Source organism: Duganella sp. CY15W (assembly GCF_009857555.1).
GTDB lineage: Bacteria > Pseudomonadota > Gammaproteobacteria > Burkholderiales > Burkholderiaceae_D > Rugamonas > Rugamonas sacchari.
Genome location: NZ_WWCQ01000004.1, coordinates 322,512 through 339,084, shown reverse-complemented (window position 1 = coordinate 339,084; position 16,573 = coordinate 322,512). Strand labels below are relative to the sequence as shown.

Sequence of the window (16,573 nt, the reverse complement as noted above, 5' to 3'; positions counted from 1 at the left end):
GTGGCCCGCGACGGGCCAGAATGTGTGCCTCAAAAGGAGGCAAGTATGTGGTATGGCGTTTTATGCGGTCTGGCGGCCGGTGCGTTCTGGGGCATGATTTTCGTGATGCCGCGCTGGCTGGCGGAGTTCTCGCCGATGGAGCTGGCGCTGGGGCGCTATCTGGCCTACGGGCTGATTACCTTGCTGTTGCTGCTGCCGCGTCTGAGCGGCCTGCTGCGCCGGCTGACGCGTGCCGATGGCTGGATGCTGCTGCGCCATGCGCTGGCCGGGAATATCGTCTACTACCTGCTGCTGTCTAACGGCGTGCAACTGGCCGGCGTGGCGGCGGCGTCGCTGATTATCGGCCTGCTGCCGTTGAGTGTGACGCTGCTGGGCCGGCGCGACCACGGCGCGCTGCCCTTGCGGCAGCTGGCGTGGCCGTTGGTGCTGGTGGTGGCCGGCATCGTCTGCATCAACGTCGATGTATTCCTGCACGCGGCTGCGCAAAGCAAGCCCTGGCCACTGGTCGCGCTGGGTATGCTGTGCGCGTTTGGCGCGCTGCTGTGCTGGACCTGGTACGCGGTCGATAATGCGCGTTTTCTGAAAAGTAATCCGCGCTACAGCGGCGCCGAATGGGCCGGCTTGTATGGCCTCAGCACGGGTGTGGTGGCGCTGGTGATGGGCGTGGTGGTGCTGGCGCTGGGCGGGGCAGGCGGTCCGGACGCGCACGGCGTGGCACGCGACTGGCTGCGTTTCTGGAGCGTGGTGTCGGTAGTGGCGCTGGGCGCTTCGGTGATCGGCAACCAGTTATGGAATATCGCCAGCCGCCGCGTGCCGGTGACGCTGTCCGGCCAGCTGCTGTTGTTTGAAACCCTGTTTGGACTGCTGTATGGCTACATCTACCAGCAGCAGGCACCACGCCCGCTGGAGCTGGCGGCAATCGTGCTGCTGATTGCCGGTGTCGCCGGTTCGGTATGGCGCCACGCTCAGGGCGATGCCGCCAGCGGCGCCTTGCGTGCCAGGAGAATCGTGAACAGCGAACCGGACGGCTCGCCGTCGGCGACTTCAATGGTGCCGCCCAATAAACCCGTCACCAGGTTGTAGCAGATGCTCATGCCCAGGCCGCTGCCGCCTTTGCCCAGGCGCGTGGTGAAGAAGGGATCGAACACGTGCTGCTTGACTTCGTCGCTCATGCCGCAGCCATCGTCGTGGTACAGCAGGCGGATGTAGTCGCCATCTTCCTGCGCTTCAATCGAGATCAGGCCTTCTTTGCGGCCTTCAAAGCCGTGCAGCACGGAGTTGTTGATGAGGTTGGAAATGATCTGGTCGATGGGGCCGGGGTAGCTGTCCAGCCACAGGCTGCCGGGAATGTTGACCTGGATGCGGTAGGCGGTTTTGTGCAGGCTGGTGTTCATCAGCATCACCACGCCGCCGACGATGTCCTTCAGGTCAAAGGTGCGCCGCTGCGAGCTCGCATGGTCCACCGCCACCTGCTTGAAGTTGGATACCAGCTCGGCAGTGCGGAACATGCCGCGCAAGATGAGCTGGGAGGCGGTGCGCGCGCGCCCCAGGCTGTCCAGCAGCTGCGAGCGTTTCAGCGTCTCGCCTTTTTCGACGGCGGCATACAGCGTGCCGATATCCACGTCCAGCGTGGACGACACGGTCATGCAATTGCCGATCGGCGTGTTGAGTTCATGCGCGACGGCGGCGACGATGGGACTCAGCGCGGCCAGCTTTTCTGACTGCACCAGCTTGTCCTGCGTCACGCGCAGGCGGTCCAGCGCATCCTGCAAATCGCGGGCATGGCTTTCCAGCGTCGCCTCGCGCTCGTGCAGGCTCTGGTATAGCCGTACGCGGTTCAGCAGCAGATTGTCGTCGAGCGGCTTGGCCAGGTAGTCCACCGCGCCCAGGCCATAGCCACGGCGGCTGAATTCTTCCGCCTTGAGCGTGGCGGTGACGAACACGATCGGGATGTTGCGGGTGCGCTCGGTCATTTGCAGATGCAGCGCCGTTTCGAAACCATCCATCTCCGGCATCTGCACGTCGAGCAGGATCAGGTGGAAGATGTGCTCCACCGTCATCATCAGGCACTCGGCGCCGGAGCCCGCTTCCATCATGGCGATATTGGGCAGGCGGCCGAGCAGGGCACGCATGGTGATGCGGTTGTTGACGTTGTCGTCGACCACCAGGATGTTGAAGCATTCAGGCATGACACCCCTCCGCACGCCGATACACGCAGTTGCCGCTGCCATGTGGCACAAAGCCCTGTTCCCGGGCCGCGAGGTTGAGACCGTCCTGCGGACCCAGCACCAGGAAACCATCCACATGCAGCGAGCGGGCGAAGCACTGCAGCACCTGGCGCTGCAGTTCGGCATCAAAATAGATTAGCACATTGCGGCAGACGATCAGCTGGAACTCGTTGAAGCTGCCATCAGCCGTCAGCGAATGACGGTGGAACAGGACTTTCTGCCGCAGCGGCGGCGCAATATCGAGGAAGTGCCGGCCCGGCGCCACGTAGTCGTCAAAGCTGGCGGGGCCACCGCTGGCCAGATACTGGTGGCGGTTTAGTTCCAGCGCTTCGGCCGGGAACAGGCCGCTGCGGGCCTGTTCCAGCATATGCGGGTTGATGTCGGTGGCGAATAAGTGGCTGCGCTCCAGCAGCCCCAGTTCCTGCAGCAGGATGGCCAGCGAGTAGGCTTCCTCGCCGCTGGCGCAGCCGGCCGACCACAGTTTGAGCAGGGGGAAGCTGGCCAGGTAGGGCAGCACGTCCTGGCGCAGCTGGCGGAACTGTTCCGGGTGGCGGAAGAATGCCGTGACGCCCACCGGCAGTTCGGCCACCAGCCGTTCCAGGCGGCCGGTATCGGACAGTACGGCGCGCTGGAAGGCGGCAAAACTCGTATAGCCTCCTTGCGTCATCTGCAATTGCATGCGGCGTTCCAGGCTGGCCTGCTGATACTGGCGGAAGTCGAGGCCGTAATGCTGTTGCAGCGCTTCCAGAAACAACGCCAGCAGCGTGCCACGCGGCGGCGCCTTGATGCCTGCAACGGTGGCTGCCATAACGCTGGCCAGGCCCGCCAGCGGCAGCACCAGGTCGACATGGCCGGCGGTGCTGGCCGCTTCCGGCATCACGCGCGCCTCGGCGCAGTCGTCGCCGTCTTCGGCCAGCACGGTGGCGCCGGCGGCACGCAGCATCGCGCAGCCCTGCGTGCCGTCCTGGCCGAAGCCGCATAGCAGGATCGCCAGCGCTGCCGGGCCGTATTCGCCCGCCAGCGATTCAAACAGCAAATCGATGGATGGGCGGGAGTACTGGATCTTGCGGTCGCGTGTGAGATAGACCAGGCCGTGCGCAACCTTCATGTGGTGGCCGGGGGGCGCGATGTACAGCGTGCCGGGACGTATCGGCGTCAGCTGCTGCGGCATCAGCACCAGGTATTCGGTGCGGCTCTTGAGTAACTGGTCGAGCAGGTTTTCCTGGTTTTCGTCGATGTGCTGGACCACGAACACGGCAACGTCGGCCAGCGGCAGGCAGCTGATCAGATGCAGGATTTTGTCCAGGCTGCCGGCAGAACCAGCCAGCGCCAGTGCGCGGCAGGGCGTTGCTGCCGGTTGCGGCGCGCGCGGCGTGACCTGGCGCACCGGCAGCTTGAGCCGCAGCAGGCTGCGCGCCAGCAGCACATGGTAGGCGACGATTTTCAGGTCGGCGCCCTGGTCGAGCCGTTGGCCCAGCAGCAGGATCATGGCGCGCGGCAGCTGTTCGGCATCGTAAAACGTGAGTTCGACATCGGCGTGCGCCGGCAGCGCCAGCGCGTCGGCCAGCGCTGCGCAGTCGTCGTCCAGCGCCCGCCCCAGCACGGCGATGCGCCATTTGCTGCCTTGCTGTTGGACCGAGACGCTCATGGCTGGCGACCACCGCACCATTTGATGGCTTTGTCGATCAGCACATCATAGTCGACCGGCTTGGCCAGGTAGTCATCGGCGCCGCTGGCCATGATCTCGGCCATGTCGGCCTGCGCCGCGCGCGCCGAGATGGCGACCACCGGCATGCTGCTCAGCGAGGCGTCGGCGCGCAGCGCGGCGATGGTTTGCATGCCGTCCAGCTCCGGCATCATGATGTCCATCAGGATCAGGTCGACGCGCTGCTGGCGCAGCTGCTCCAGCGCGCGGCGGCCGTTGACGGCGTTGCTGATCTTGGCGCCGTGGCGTTCCAGCGCGGCCGTCATGACGAACAGGTTGCGCGGATCGTCGTCCACTACCAGGATGTGCTTGCCCACGAGTGGCTTGTTGTCACGCGCTGCTGGTGCGCGTGCGCCGGTCAGGCCGCGCTGCTGCGGTACTTCGCGCAGGAAGCGTTCGACGTTTTCCAGCAGCCGGCGTTCGGCCTGGCCGGTTTTGACGATCACGCATTCGGACCAGCGGCGCAAGGCAGCGCTGTCCTCCTCGCCCGGATGATGCAATGCATAAAACACCAGCGCGATCTGTTCGTTGGCGGCGCGCAGCCGGGCCGCCAGCGCCAGGCCTTCCTGCAAGGTGGCGGGCGACGGCCCGAGGTCGATCACGGCCAGCGGCCAGCGGCGCTGGCGCAGCTGCTGTTCCAGCGCCTCGCCATGCGCGGCTGTCTGCACCGGACCGTGGCCGTTGCCGATGATGGCGGCGACTTCCACGGTGGTGATGCCGCCGTTTTCGCACACCAGTACGCCGTCGCGCGCGTTCGCCACGGCACTGAGCAGCGCCGTTTCGGCTTGCTCCAGCAACTGGTCGTCGGCCGGTTTTTGCAGGAAGCCGATGGCGCCCTGGTTCAGCAAGGCGGCGTCGCGGTCACGCGCGGAGACGATGTGGACCGGGATGGTGGCCAGCGCGCGGTCGCTCTTGAGTTCATGCAGGACTGCGGCGCCATCCATGTCAGGCAAGCCCAGGTCCAGCAGGATGCCTTGCGGCCGGTGCCGGGCGGCCAGGCGCAGGCCTTCTTCACCGGTGGACGCGAGCAGTGTCTTGTAGCCCAGCCTGCGGTTCATGGCCACCACGCTGTGGCTGAAGGCGGCATCGTCGTCGATGAGCAGGATCAGCAGGTCGTCCGCGCCCAGTTGCGCGCGGTCGTCGGCGGGAAGTGCGAGGCCGGGCGCGGCGGGTGTGGTGCTGCCGGTTTCGGCTTCGGGCAGCAGGATGATGAATTCGCTGCCCTGGCCAGGCTCGCTGTGCAGTTCGATGCGGCCGCCCAGCATTTGCACGAAGCGCTGGCTGATGGTCAGGCCCAGGCCGGTGCCGCCAAACTCGCGCGAGGTGGAACCGTCGGCCTGCTGGAAGGCTTCAAAGATGACCGAGCGCTTGTCGTGGGCGATGCCGATGCCCGTGTCGCGCACGCTGAAGCGTAGCGGCAGGGCTGGATCGGCACGCCGGCTCAGCGTCAGGCTGACGCCGCCCTGGCGCGTGAACTTGACGGCGTTGGCCAGCAGGTTGCGCAGCACTTGCGACAGCTTGTCCCAGTCGGAAACGAAGCTGCCTTGCAGCTCGTCCGTCACCGACAGGCTGAGGCCTTTGTCGCGCGCCATGTGTTCGAACATGTTTTGCAGCTCGGTGCAGACGTCAGCGCTTTGGACGTGCGCCAGGTGGATTTCCATGCGGCCGGCTTCGACCTTGGACAAGTCCAGCACGTCGTTAATCAGCCGCAGCAGGTCCTGTCCGGAACGGTGGATCACTTGCGCCCATTTGGCCGCTTCGCCCTGTACGCTGTTGGTGTCGTCGTTGCACATCATCTTGGACAGCAGGATGATGGAGTTGAGCGGCGTGCGCAGCTCATGCGACATATTCGACAGGAACTCCGACTTGTAGCGGCTGGCCTGATCCAGCTGCTGGGCGCGGACTTCCTGCAGGCGGCGGGCTTCCTGCAGTTCGTCGTTTTGCTGGCGCAGTTGCTGCTGCTGTTCTTCCATTTGCGCGTTTGCCTGCTGCATTTCTTCGGCCTGCTGCTGCAACTGCTGTTGCTGCTCTTCGAGCTGGGCGTTGTTCTGCTGGAGTTCTTCGGTTTGCTGCTGCAGTTGCTGCTGCTGTTCGTGCATCTGGTTGTTGGCAGTGCGCAGCTGCTCGCTTTGGGCGCGCATCTCCCGTTCCGCGCCTTCGCTGGCCAGCAGCAGCTTGCGGATGTGGGCGCGCTGGTCGGCCACGAACAGCAGCGAAGACAGCATGCTGGCCACGCTGTTGAGGAATTCAATGTGGCGCTCGTCAAAGCGCTGCATGCTGGCCACTTCCAGCACGCCCACCAGTTCCTTCTCGTGCACCATGGGATAGGTGTAGGTGTGGCGCGGCGGCTGCTGCACGGTGCCGGTGACGATGGGCGCGGTGTCTTCGTCCACGGCCAGGATGATGGGCTTGCGTTCGCGCGCGACCTGGCCGATGGCGCCTTCTCCGAGCGCGTAGCTGGCGCCCGTGCGGTTGCGCTCGGTGTACATATAGCTGCCGATGAGTTCCAGTTGCTGGCTGGATTCGACGTAGCGGTAGAACACGCCACGGCCGGCGCCAAGGTAGCGGCCGACCATGGCGATGGCGGCGTCGGCCAGCTGCTCGGCGCTAAGGTCGCCGCTGAGCTGGGCTGACAGCTCGGCGTAGCCATCCTTGAGCCAGTTGCGGCGCTGGTCTTCGTCACGGCTGGCGCGCAGCATGCGCGTCATTTCGTTGAGGGCCTTGCCCAGCCGGTCGTGTTCCGAGGCCAGGGGCACTTGCTGGTCGAGATCGCCGCGGCCGATGGCTTCGGCGCGGCTGGCCAGGCGTTCCAGCGTGGCGATCATGTTCTTGATGCTGGCCATGACGCTGGTGCTGTCACCCGCGCGCAGTTCGATGCGGTCGCTGAGGTCGCCCGTGGCAAAGCGGTTGGCCACGGCGGCGACGTCCTGCGGGTCGCTGCCGAGCTGGCGGATGATGGAGCGTGCAGTGCCATAGCCGAAGCCACCGATCAGCAGCACCATGATGGCGCCGATGCCCAGCGTGATGTACAGCGCCTCGGTTTTGAGTTCGACCGCCTTGGCGGTGAAGTCGCTGGCGACATCGACGTTGTAGGCGATGTGTTTGGTAATCAGGCCATGCAGTTCGTCGGCGATGGGATCGGTGGCCAGCAGCAGCGCGTCGGCCTTGGTTTTGTCGGCCGCCCCGCCACGCGCCGCCGCCAGGATGGGATCGAGCAGGGCGTCGTAGCGGGTCCAGAGGGCTTTTTCCTTGTCCAGGAAGGACTTGTCGCTCCCGTCGGCATAGCAGTTGGTGCCCAGGCAGCCATTGCTGTCGTACTTGCTGATGGCGTCGATCACCGCCTGGCGCTGGGCGCGGATCTGCTGCTCTGATTCGGCGCTGAGGCCATTGTCGGTGCTGTTGACTTCGCGGCTGATCTGGACCCCCAGCTGCAGGAAGCTGCGGCGCATCTCGTCCAGGACAACCAGGCTGGGAGCGGCATTGACGTTGCCAAAGTTGGCGCCGTCATACACTTTTTCCATCTGGTAGCGGCCGATGGCGGTCACCATGACCAGGCCCAGCAATGCAGTGACGGTCAGTGCCGCCATCTTGGATGCGACGGTGCGCAGCATAGGTCATTCCTCTCAAGCCGGTAGGCTCATTTGGAAATTTCATTGTGCCTGCAAAACGGGCGCTGTGGCGGGGTTTGAGCTGCTTTTACAACACAAGTGTATCGATATGGAAAAACTCAGGCGCCGCCGGCGTAGCCGTTCTGGCGCCAGGCTTCAAACACCACCACGGCAACCGTATTGGACAAATTCATGCTGCGGTTATCCGGGCGCATTGGCAGACGGATGCGCTGGGCGGTGGGGAAGCTTTCGCGCAGGGCGGCCGGCAGGCCGGCGGTTTCCGAGCCGAACACGAACACATCGCCGGGCTGGAACTGGCATTGGGCGAATGGCGCGCTGCCATGGGTGGTCATGGCGTACATGCGCGCCGGGTCGGGCTGGGTTTCGGCCAGGAAGGCTTCCCAGTTCTTGTGCACCTTCATGCGCGCGTACTCATGGTAGTCGAGACCGGCGCGTTTGAGTTTGGCATCTTCCAGCGGGAAGCCGAGCGGCTCGATCAGGTGCAGCTGGGCGCCGGTATTGGCGCACAGGCGGATGACGTTGCCGGTGTTCGGCGGGATTTCTGGGTGGACCAGGACGACGTGGAACATGCTGTTTCCTCTTTTTTCAATCTTTTTCAATGGGGCGGCGTGCGGGCAAACACGAAGTTGCTTACGCGCGCGGCGCCGTGGCGTTTCAAGGTGGCCGCCAGCTCGTTCAGCGTGCGGCCGCTGGTCATCACATCATCCACCACGCCGATGTGGCGGCCGGCGACCAGCGCGGCATCGGGCACGGCAAACGCGCCGGCGATGTTATGCGCGCGCTGGTCCGGGCTGACGCTGCTCTGGGCCGCTGTCTCCCGCACCCGCGCGGCCAGGCGTGGATGCAGCGCGACACCCAGGCTGCGCGCCAGCGGCCGGGCGATTTCCAGCGCCTGGTTGTAGCCGCGCTCGGCCAGCCGGTGCGGGCTGAGCGGCACCGGACAGAGCAGGGCAGGCAGCGCACAATCCGGCGGCACGGCATCGCGCAGCAAGCGCGCGCATAACGGCGCCAGCGCCAGGCGATGGCCGAATTTTAGCTGCAATACCAGCTGGTCTACCGGTAAAGCGTAATCGGCAGCGACCACTGTGCGGTCAAACGCAGGCGGATCGGCCAGGCAAACGCCGCATAGCGCACCGCCGAGGCCGTGTAGAAATGACGGACCTGACCCCGGAATGGGGTTGGCGCAGCGCGGGCAGCGGGCGATGGCGGCGGCGGGGCCGAAGAACTGGGCGGCGCAGCCGGGGCACAGGGCGTCGTCGCTGTCGCTGCCGCTGCCACATAGGGCGCAGGCGCTGGGCAGTACGCTGCGCAGCAGGGCGCCGCTCCAGCGGTGCAGCAGTATGCGCAGCGGCGCGGTTTTGCCAATCTTGTTATTCATGCCACGCTCCTGCCCGGAAAACCGGGCCGGTGGTCGTCGCAATGGCGTTCTACCATGTACACTGCCAACATTATCGCATTACAACGACTCTTCATCATGCAAGTCCCCGCTAATCCCCCCAAACTCAGCGCGCCGATCGATCTGGAGCGCGTCCGCCAGCTGTTTTCCCGTCCTGAACGGGTGCAGGCCGCCGATTTCCTGCGCCGGGAGATATCTTCCCGCATGTTTGATCGCCTGGAATTGATTAAAATAGCGCCCTTGCGCGTTCTGGACGCCGGTTGTGGCGCTGGCGCCGATCTGCCGCTGTTGCAAAAAATGTATCCTGCGGCCCATATTCTGGGCCTGGATGCCGCCGAAGCCATGCTGCGCGCTGCCCAGGGGCCGGGCGCCAAATCCTCGTCGCTGAACCAGTTGCTGAGCAAGTTGCTGCCGTCCAAAAGCGGCGTCGATCTGCTGTGCGGTGATTTTGCCGAGCTGCCGCTGGGGCCGAATGCGCTGGATCTGGTCTGGTCGAATCTGGCTCTGCACTGGCATCCGCAGCCGGACCGCGTGTTTGCCGAGTGGCGCCGGGTGTTGCGCGTGAACAGCCTGCTGATGTTTTCCTGCTTCGGCCCGGATACGCTGCGCGAGGTGCGCAATGCGTTTGCGGAAGCGGATCTGTCACCCCATGCGCTGCCCTTCGTGGATATGCACGATTTCGGCGATCAGCTCGTGGAAGCGGGCTTTTCGACCCCGGTGCTGGACATGGAAACCATCACGGTGACCTATGAAACACCACAAGCGTTGTTGGCTGACGTGCGTGCGCTGGGCGGAAATCCGCTCACGACGTTGCGTCGCAGCATGATGGGCAAACAGGCCTGGCAACGCATGCTGGATACGCTCGAACGTGGTCGTCGTTCCGATGGGAAACTCGGCCTGAGCTTTGAAGTTATCTACGGTCACGCGTTCCGTCCGGCGCCCAAGGTCACTTCCAAGGGCGAAGCAATTATCCGTTTTGACCCGCCGCGCAAGCCGCGTTAAGTGGGGAAGGTATGTTGCCATGCGGCGTAACGCCCGTGGCAACAGCATAGTTGTGAAATCGATTATTTCTTGATGTGCCTCGTTTTTGTTCTATATAATCATTCACTAATTTTGCCAGCGTGTCACGTCGCCAGCTATAAATCCGCGACCCCAGGCGAAATCAGGTTATATCGAGCACGAACGAGCAGTTGAATTAAGCAGAATCGAGCGTCGGCGTTGTTCCGCAGAAGGTTGCGGGCAGGCAGGCGTCAGTTGTTTAAGGAGCGTCGCCGGTTCAGTTCACCGATCAGCCGGTAAGACGTTAAAAAAATATTTTAATTTCTTGGGCAGTTGGGGAAAACATGAAATATGCGAAGCGACTTCAAGCGTTGATGCTCGGGCTGTCGATGTTGGCAGCGGGTATGCCAGCGTGGGCAGCTGAAACCGCAGCAAGCACGGGCACCTATGCCGCAGCCACCGGCGGCACCGGCGGACCTATCGCCGGGGAACTGAATCTACAGCCTCCCGCCACCCAAATCGCCACCGAAGTCTACAGCCTGCACAACTGGATGATGGGCGTCTGCCTGGTCATCTTCGTCGCTGTGTTTGGCGTGATGTTCTATTCGATCATCAAGCACCGCAAGTCGCTGGGCCACAAGCCGGCCACCTTCCACGAATCCACCGCAGTTGAAATAGCCTGGACCATCGTGCCGTTCCTGATCGTGATTGGCATGGCGCTGCCTGCCACGCGCACGGTGGTGGGCATGAAGGACACCTCCAATGCCGACATCACCATCAAGGTCACCGGCATGCAGTGGAAGTGGGGCTACGATTACCTCAAGGGCGAGGGCGAGGGGATTTCCTTCCTGTCCAACCTGTCCACGCCGCGCGCACAAGTCGGCGCACCGGGCTTTGAACCGACCGAGAAGCGCGGCGACAACTACCTGATGGAAGTCGATAACGAGGTGGTGGTGCCGGTGCACCGCAAGATCCGCATGGTGACCACCGCCAATGACGTGATCCACTCGTGGTCGATTCCGGCGTTTGCGGTGAAGCAGGATGCGATTCCTGGCTTCGTGCGCGATACCTGGTTCAAGGCTGAACACACGGGTGTTTTCCGCGGCTACTGCTCGGAGCTGTGCGGCAAGGAGCACGCGTTCATGCCGATCGTGGTGCGCGTGGTCACGGATGCCGAGTACAAGACCTGGGTCGACGGCAAGAAAAAAGAAATGGCCGCGCTGGCTGATGATCCCAACAAAACCTGGACGATCGATGAGCTGAAAACCAAGGGTGAAAAAGTCTACAACACCAACTGCGTGGTCTGCCACCAGGCCAACGGCAAGGGTGTTGCGGGCGCGTTCGCACCGCTGGATGGCTCGGAAGTGGTCAACGGTCCCAAGGCGGAACAGATCAACGTTCTGCTGCACGGTAAGAAGAGCGGAAAATATTCCGCCGAAATGCCCGCTTGGAAGCAACTGTCGGATACGGATATCGCGGCTGTGATTACTTACACCCGCAATAGCTGGTCGAACAAGGCCGCCGAGAACATCGTTCAACCAGCCGAAGTCGTGGCTGCACGTAAGTAATCAGGAGCGTTACAACATGAGCACTAGCACTTTGGATCACGCACACGACCACGGGCACGATCACGCACATGACCATCCGCACGGTCTGTCGCGCTGGCTGTTCGCTACCAACCACAAGGACATCGGCACCTTGTACCTGTGGTTCTCCTTCATCATGCTGCTGTCCGGCGGCGTGCTGGCGCTGGCCATCCGTACCGAGCTGTTCAAACCTGGCCTGCAATTCTTCCAGCCGGAGTTCTTCAACCAGCTGACCACCATGCACGGCCTGGTGATGGTGTTTGGCGCCATCATGCCGGCCTTCGTCGGCTTCGCCAACTGGATGATCCCGCTGCAGATCGGCGCCTCGGACATGGCGTTTGCGCGCATGAACAACTTCTCGTTCTGGCTGCTGCCACCGGCAGCGCTGCTGCTGGCGACTTCGTTCCTGGTGCCAGGCGGCGCCACGGCGGCCGGCTGGACGCTGTATGCGCCACTGTCGACCCAGATGGGCATGGGCATGGACATGGGTATTTTCGCGATGCACCTGATGGGCGCGTCGTCGATCATGGGTTCGATCAACATTATCGTCACCATCCTGAACATGCGCGCACCGGGCATGACCTTGATGAAGATGCCGATGTTCTGCTGGACCTGGCTGATTACCGCCTACCTGCTGATCGCGGTGATGCCGGTACTGGCTGGCGCGATTACCATGACGCTGACCGACCGCCACTTTGGCACCTCCTTCTTTAACGCTGCCGCTGGCGGCGACCCGGTCATGTACCAGCACATCTTCTGGTTCTTCGGCCACCCGGAGGTGTACATCATGATTCTGCCGGCGTTCGGCATCGTCTCGCAGATCCTGCCAGCGTTCGCCCGCAAGCAGCTGTTCGGCTATGCCTCGATGGTGTACGCCACCGCGTCGATCGCGATCCTGTCCTTCATCGTCTGGGCGCACCACATGTTCACCACCGGCATGCCGGTGACCTCGCAGCTGTTCTTCATGTACGCGACCATGCTGATCGCGGTACCGACCGGCGTCAAAGTGTTCAACTGGATCGCTACCATGTGGCGCGGTTCGATGACGTTTGAAACCCCGATGCTGTTTGCGGTGGGCTTCATCTTCGTGTTCACGATCGGCGGCTTCACCGGCCTGATCCTGGCCGTGACCCCGATCGACATCCAGCTGCAGGATACCTACTACGTGGTGGCGCACTTCCACTACGTGCTGGTGGCCGGTTCGCTGTTCGCGCTGTTTGCCGGTTTCTACTACTGGTCGCCGAAATGGACCGGCCATATGTACAACGAAACCATGGGCAAGATCCACTTCTGGCTGTCGCTGATCACCTTCAACGTGACCTTCTTCCCGATGCACTTCCTGGGTCTGGCCGGCATGCCGCGCCGCTACGCCGACTACTCGGCGCAGTTCACCGACTTCAATATGATCGCCACCATCGGCGCGTTTGGTTTCGGCCTGTCGCAGGCGTTCTTCCTGTTTGGCGTGATCATCCCGACTATCCGTGGCGGCAAGAAGGCGGAAGCCAAGCCATGGGATGGTGCGGAAGGTCTGGAGTGGACTGTGCCGTCGCCGGCGCCGTTCCACACCTTTGAAACCCCACCGCAGTTCAAATAATCATGAACGGCCAAAAGAAGCCGAACAACCTGCGCACCGCCCTGTTCCTGGGCGGGGCAGCGCTGTTCTTCTTTGTCATGGTGTTCGTCAAGCGCATCTGGCTGAGCTGACATGACGCCCGCCAACCGCACCCTGCTGGGCAAGCTGATCGTCATTGCGGTGGCGATGTTCGGCTTTGCCTATGCGCTCAATCCGTTCTACCGCCAGATCTGCGAAGCGCTGGGGCTGAACGTGTTGACGCAGAAGGACGGCACCGTGGAATTCGACAAGAACACGCAGGTCGACAAGACCCGCAACGTGACCATCGAATTCGACGGGAATGCGCAAGGCCCATGGCGCTTCCGCCCGACGCAAGCCAGCATGACGGTGCATCCGGGCGAGTTGAACACGGTGATGTATGAAGTGGTCAACATGCAGCCGCGCGAGATGAATGCGCAGGCGATACCAAGCTATGCGCCGCAAAACGCGACGCCGTATTTCAAAAAAGTTGAGTGCTTCTGCTTCAAGCAGCAAACCTTGAAGGCCAGTGAAGCGCGGCAGATGCCGGTGGTGTTCTACATCGATCCGAAACTGCCCAGGGACGTTAAAACGATCACGCTGTCGTACACCTTCTTTGAGGTGGGCGGCGGCCTGGTCAAGACGGCGGCCAACTGATGAGTAAAAAGCCCGGCTTCCTGTATTCGATGAAGGCTGTGCTGTGGTCGTTTGTCGGCCTGCGCCGCAAGCGTGATTTTGATGAGGACCAGCAGGGCCTGAACCCGTTCCACATCATCCTCGCCGCCTTGCTGGCCGTGGCTGTGTTCATAGGATTACTGATATCAATCGTCAAACTCGTAGTAGCTAAATAAAAGTTGATTAGGGAGATGAAGATGAGTTCCACAAGTTCACATGGCGCCGCAGCACCGTATTACTTCGTGCCCGGCCCATCGCGCTGGCCGCTGCTGGCAGGCCTGTGCCTGCTGGTGACCATGGCAGGCGCATCTGCCTGGGTCAATGACGTGTCGTGGGGGCCGGTGGCCAACCTGCTGGGCATCGCTGGTACGCTGATCGTGCTGTATTTCTGGTTCGGCGACGCCATCAAGGAGTCCGAAGGCGGCTTGTACAGCCAGCGCATCGACCACTCCTATCGCTGGTCGATGGGCTGGTTCATCTTCTCCGAGGTGATGTTCTTCGGCGCGTTCTTCGGTGCGCTGTTCTATGCGCGGACCATTTCCATGCCGTGGCTGTCGGACCTGGACCATAAATTCATCTGGCCGGATTTTGCGCCGCACTGGGGGAATGTCGGCCCGGCCGGCACGGTGGAAGAGTTCAGGACCATGGGGCCGTTTCCGATCCCGACCATCAACACCGCGCTGCTGCTGACCTCGGGCGTGACGCTGACCATTTCCCACCACGCGCTGCGGGCCGGCCACCGCGCGCAGACGGCGTTTTGGCTGTTTGCCACCATCCTGCTGGGTGCCGTGTTCATGGGCTTCCAGGCATATGAGTATCACCATGCGTACACTGAGCTGAACCTGAAGCTGACCTCGGGCATCTACGGTTCGACCTTCTTCATGCTGACGGGCTTCCACGGCTTCCACGTGACGATGGGTGCGATCATGCTGTCGGTGGTGCTGTACCGGGTGCTGCGCGGCCACTTCACGCCGGATCACCACTTCGCGTTTGAAGGCGCGGCGTGGTACTGGCACTTTGTGGACGTGGTCTGGCTGGGACTGTACGTCGTGGTCTACTGGTTATAAAATCCAGATAGACAAAAGCCGCACTCCGGTGCGGCTTTTTTTATGCGTCAGACCCAAAGCGCAACGCCAGCCGCGGGGTCTGACCCCGTACGGGGTCAGACCCCTGCAGGCCGCAGTGCGGGTTAGGCGGTACGGATGCCTGTCGGATGGATATAGCCCAGGCGATAGGCCAGCAAGATCAGCAGGAACAGGGTAATTGACAGCGCCACGCGCACTGCCAGCGCGCGCACGGTGTTGTTGCTGCGGCCCTTGTCGCGCATCAGGAAAAAGAACGCCGCCCCCAGGCTGCCGAGTATCAGGATGAACGCGATGGCAACAGCAATTTTCATAGCATGAGGAGTGACGGTTTGATCGAGGTTCCATTGTAATGGCGTTCCGCTTTAAATTGATTCCTTTCGTGGCCACGGTGCTGGTGGTGGTCGTGGGCGTACAGCTCGGCAATTGGCAGCAGCGCCGCGCCGAGCAGAAAATAGCGCTGCAGGAAAAACTGGCGCAGGGCGCCCATGCCGCGCCTGTCATGCTGGACGGCGCTCCCGTCGCGGCCGATGCCGTGGACTGGCACCGCGTCACCGTCAGCGGCGAATTCGTGCGCGGCTGGCCGGTGTATCTGGACAACCGGCCATATCAGGGCAGGGCAGGCTTCTATCTGCTGATGCCATTCAAAATTGCCGGATCGAATATGCACGTGCTGGTGGAGCGTGGCTGGCTGCCGCGTGATCCGGCCGTGCGCGACAAGCTGCCTGTCTATGCCACGCCGGAAGGCACGGTCACGCTGCAAGGCATTGCGCGCCTGAATGCCGGCCATGTGCTGGAGCTGGGCAGCGCGCCGCCATTGACGCCCAACGCCATCGTACAGAACGCCGATCCGCTGCAACTGGCCAGGGACAGCGGCCTGACCATGCAGCCTTTCGTGATCGAGCAAGGCGCGCCAGCCCAGCCGTCCGGCGACGATGCGCAGATGGTACGCGACTGGCCGGCGCCGTCGCTGGGCGTGGAAAAACATCAAGGCTACGCCTTTCAGTGGTATGCACTGTCGGCGATGGCAGTTATCTTTTTTGTTGTGAACGGATTCAGACGTGGAAAAACCAAACAACCCTAAACGCGGCCGCTGGAAACTGATTGCGGTACTGGCGGTGTGCGCAGCGCCGCTGATTGCGTCATACTTCACCTATTACGTGATCAAGCCCAAAGGCGGGGCAACCAATTACGGCGCGCTCATCGATCCGCGCAACTATCCGATTCCCGCCATGGCCAGCACCACGCTGGACGGCAAGCCGGCCAGGCTGGAGGATTTCAAGGGTAAATGGATTATGCTGAAGGTAGGCCCGTCCGATTGCCAGCAGGACTGCCAGGACCAGCTGTTTGCCATGCGCCAGCTGCGCACCATGCAGGGCAAGGAGATGGAGCGTATCGAGCGCGTGTGGCTGATTACCGACGAGCAGCCGCTGGAAACCATGCTGTTGCGCGTGAACGACGGCACCCACATGCTGCGCGCACCGGCCGATGTGGTGGCCAAGTGGCTGCCGCTGGAGGGCAGTGGGGACCGTTTGTCCGACCATGTATATTTGATCGACCCGCTGGGCAATCTCATGATGCGCTTCCCGAAAGGGGCGGTGTCCAGCGATGTCGAGAAGGTCAAGCGGGTCCACAAGGACATCGCAAAATTGTTGAAGGCTTCGGCCATCGGTTAAAGAATA

Annotated in this window: 15 protein-coding genes; 9 read left to right on the top strand and 6 right to left on the bottom strand. The window is 62.6% G+C overall.

The window, feature by feature from the left end:
• Positions 1-45: 45 nt before the first annotated feature.
• The gene (locus tag GTP58_RS21545) at positions 46-1,083 is read left to right on the top strand and encodes a DMT family transporter (RefSeq protein WP_161079182.1); all 1,038 of its coding nucleotides are present in this window, start codon (positions 46-48) and stop codon (positions 1,081-1,083) included.
• On the opposite strand, the gene GTP58_RS21540 is transcribed toward GTP58_RS21545, so the two are convergent.
• The 5 genes from GTP58_RS21540 to GTP58_RS21520 form a co-directional block, all read right to left on the bottom strand.
• Positions 966-2,189, bottom strand: coding sequence for a sensor histidine kinase (locus GTP58_RS21540; protein WP_161079181.1), 1,224 nt, complete (start codon positions 2,187-2,189; stop codon positions 966-968). The genes GTP58_RS21545 and GTP58_RS21540 overlap by 118 nt on opposite strands.
• The gene (locus tag GTP58_RS21535; RefSeq protein ID WP_161079180.1) at positions 2,182-3,876 is read right to left on the bottom strand and encodes a chemotaxis protein CheB; all 1,695 of its coding nucleotides are present in this window, start codon (positions 3,874-3,876) and stop codon (positions 2,182-2,184) included. Before GTP58_RS21535 ends, GTP58_RS21540 begins: the two co-directional genes overlap by 8 nt.
• Entirely contained in the window at positions 3,873-7,544 is a 3,672-nt protein-coding gene (locus GTP58_RS21530; protein WP_161079179.1) for a response regulator, read from the bottom strand. The genes GTP58_RS21535 and GTP58_RS21530 overlap by 4 nt, the downstream gene beginning before the upstream one ends.
• Before the next feature lie 116 nt (positions 7,545-7,660).
• Complete coding sequence (trmL, locus tag GTP58_RS21525) at positions 7,661-8,131, bottom strand: tRNA (uridine(34)/cytosine(34)/5-carboxymethylaminomethyluridine(34)-2'-O)-methyltransferase TrmL (protein ID WP_161079178.1); 471 nt, start codon at positions 8,129-8,131, stop codon at positions 7,661-7,663.
• 26 nt (positions 8,132-8,157) lie between these two features.
• Complete coding sequence (locus tag GTP58_RS21520) at positions 8,158-8,940, bottom strand: ComF family protein (RefSeq protein ID WP_161079177.1); 783 nt, start codon at positions 8,938-8,940, stop codon at positions 8,158-8,160.
• Between the two features lie 96 nt (positions 8,941-9,036).
• On the opposite strand from GTP58_RS21520, the gene GTP58_RS21515 reads away from it, so the two are divergent.
• The 6 genes from GTP58_RS21515 (at position 9,037) to GTP58_RS21490 (ending at position 14,876) form a co-directional block, all read left to right on the top strand.
• Positions 9,037-9,960 carry a methyltransferase domain-containing protein gene (locus tag GTP58_RS21515; protein WP_161079176.1) on the top strand — a complete coding sequence of 308 codons (924 nt, stop codon included), beginning with the start codon at positions 9,037-9,039 and terminating at the stop codon, positions 9,958-9,960.
• Between the two features lie 341 nt (positions 9,961-10,301).
• On the top strand, positions 10,302-11,525 hold the full coding sequence (coxB, locus tag GTP58_RS21510; protein ID WP_072785372.1) for a cytochrome c oxidase subunit II: 1,224 nt from the start codon (positions 10,302-10,304) through the stop codon (positions 11,523-11,525).
• Positions 11,526-11,541: 16 nt separating this feature from the next.
• Complete coding sequence (gene ctaD / locus GTP58_RS21505; RefSeq protein WP_072785370.1) at positions 11,542-13,137, top strand: cytochrome c oxidase subunit I; 1,596 nt, start codon at positions 11,542-11,544, stop codon at positions 13,135-13,137.
• 111 nt (positions 13,138-13,248) lie between these two features.
• Positions 13,249-13,791, top strand: a complete 543-nt coding sequence (locus GTP58_RS21500) for a cytochrome c oxidase assembly protein (protein WP_072785368.1) — start codon at positions 13,249-13,251, stop codon at positions 13,789-13,791.
• Positions 13,791-13,985: a DUF2970 domain-containing protein gene (locus GTP58_RS21495; RefSeq protein WP_072785366.1), complete on the top strand. Its 195-nt coding sequence runs from the start codon at positions 13,791-13,793 to the stop codon at positions 13,983-13,985. The genes GTP58_RS21500 and GTP58_RS21495 overlap by 1 nt, the downstream gene beginning before the upstream one ends.
• Positions 13,986-14,006: 21 nt before the next feature.
• Positions 14,007-14,876, top strand: coding sequence for a cytochrome c oxidase subunit 3 (locus GTP58_RS21490; protein ID WP_161079175.1), 870 nt, complete (start codon positions 14,007-14,009; stop codon positions 14,874-14,876).
• A 122-nt stretch (positions 14,877-14,998) separates the two neighbouring features.
• On the opposite strand, the gene GTP58_RS21485 is transcribed toward GTP58_RS21490, so the two are convergent.
• On the bottom strand, positions 14,999-15,205 hold the full coding sequence (locus GTP58_RS21485) for a twin transmembrane helix small protein (protein ID WP_072785362.1): 207 nt from the start codon (positions 15,203-15,205) through the stop codon (positions 14,999-15,001).
• Positions 15,206-15,237: 32 nt separating this feature from the next.
• Here GTP58_RS21485 and GTP58_RS21480 point away from each other — a divergent pair, with 32 nt between their 5' ends.
• On the top strand, positions 15,238-15,975 hold the full coding sequence (locus GTP58_RS21480; protein ID WP_161079348.1) for an SURF1 family protein: 738 nt from the start codon (positions 15,238-15,240) through the stop codon (positions 15,973-15,975).
• Positions 15,953-16,567, top strand: a complete 615-nt coding sequence (locus GTP58_RS21475) for a redoxin domain-containing protein (RefSeq protein ID WP_161079174.1) — start codon at positions 15,953-15,955, stop codon at positions 16,565-16,567. Before GTP58_RS21480 ends, GTP58_RS21475 begins: the two co-directional genes overlap by 23 nt.
• Positions 16,568-16,573 lie beyond the last annotated feature (6 nt).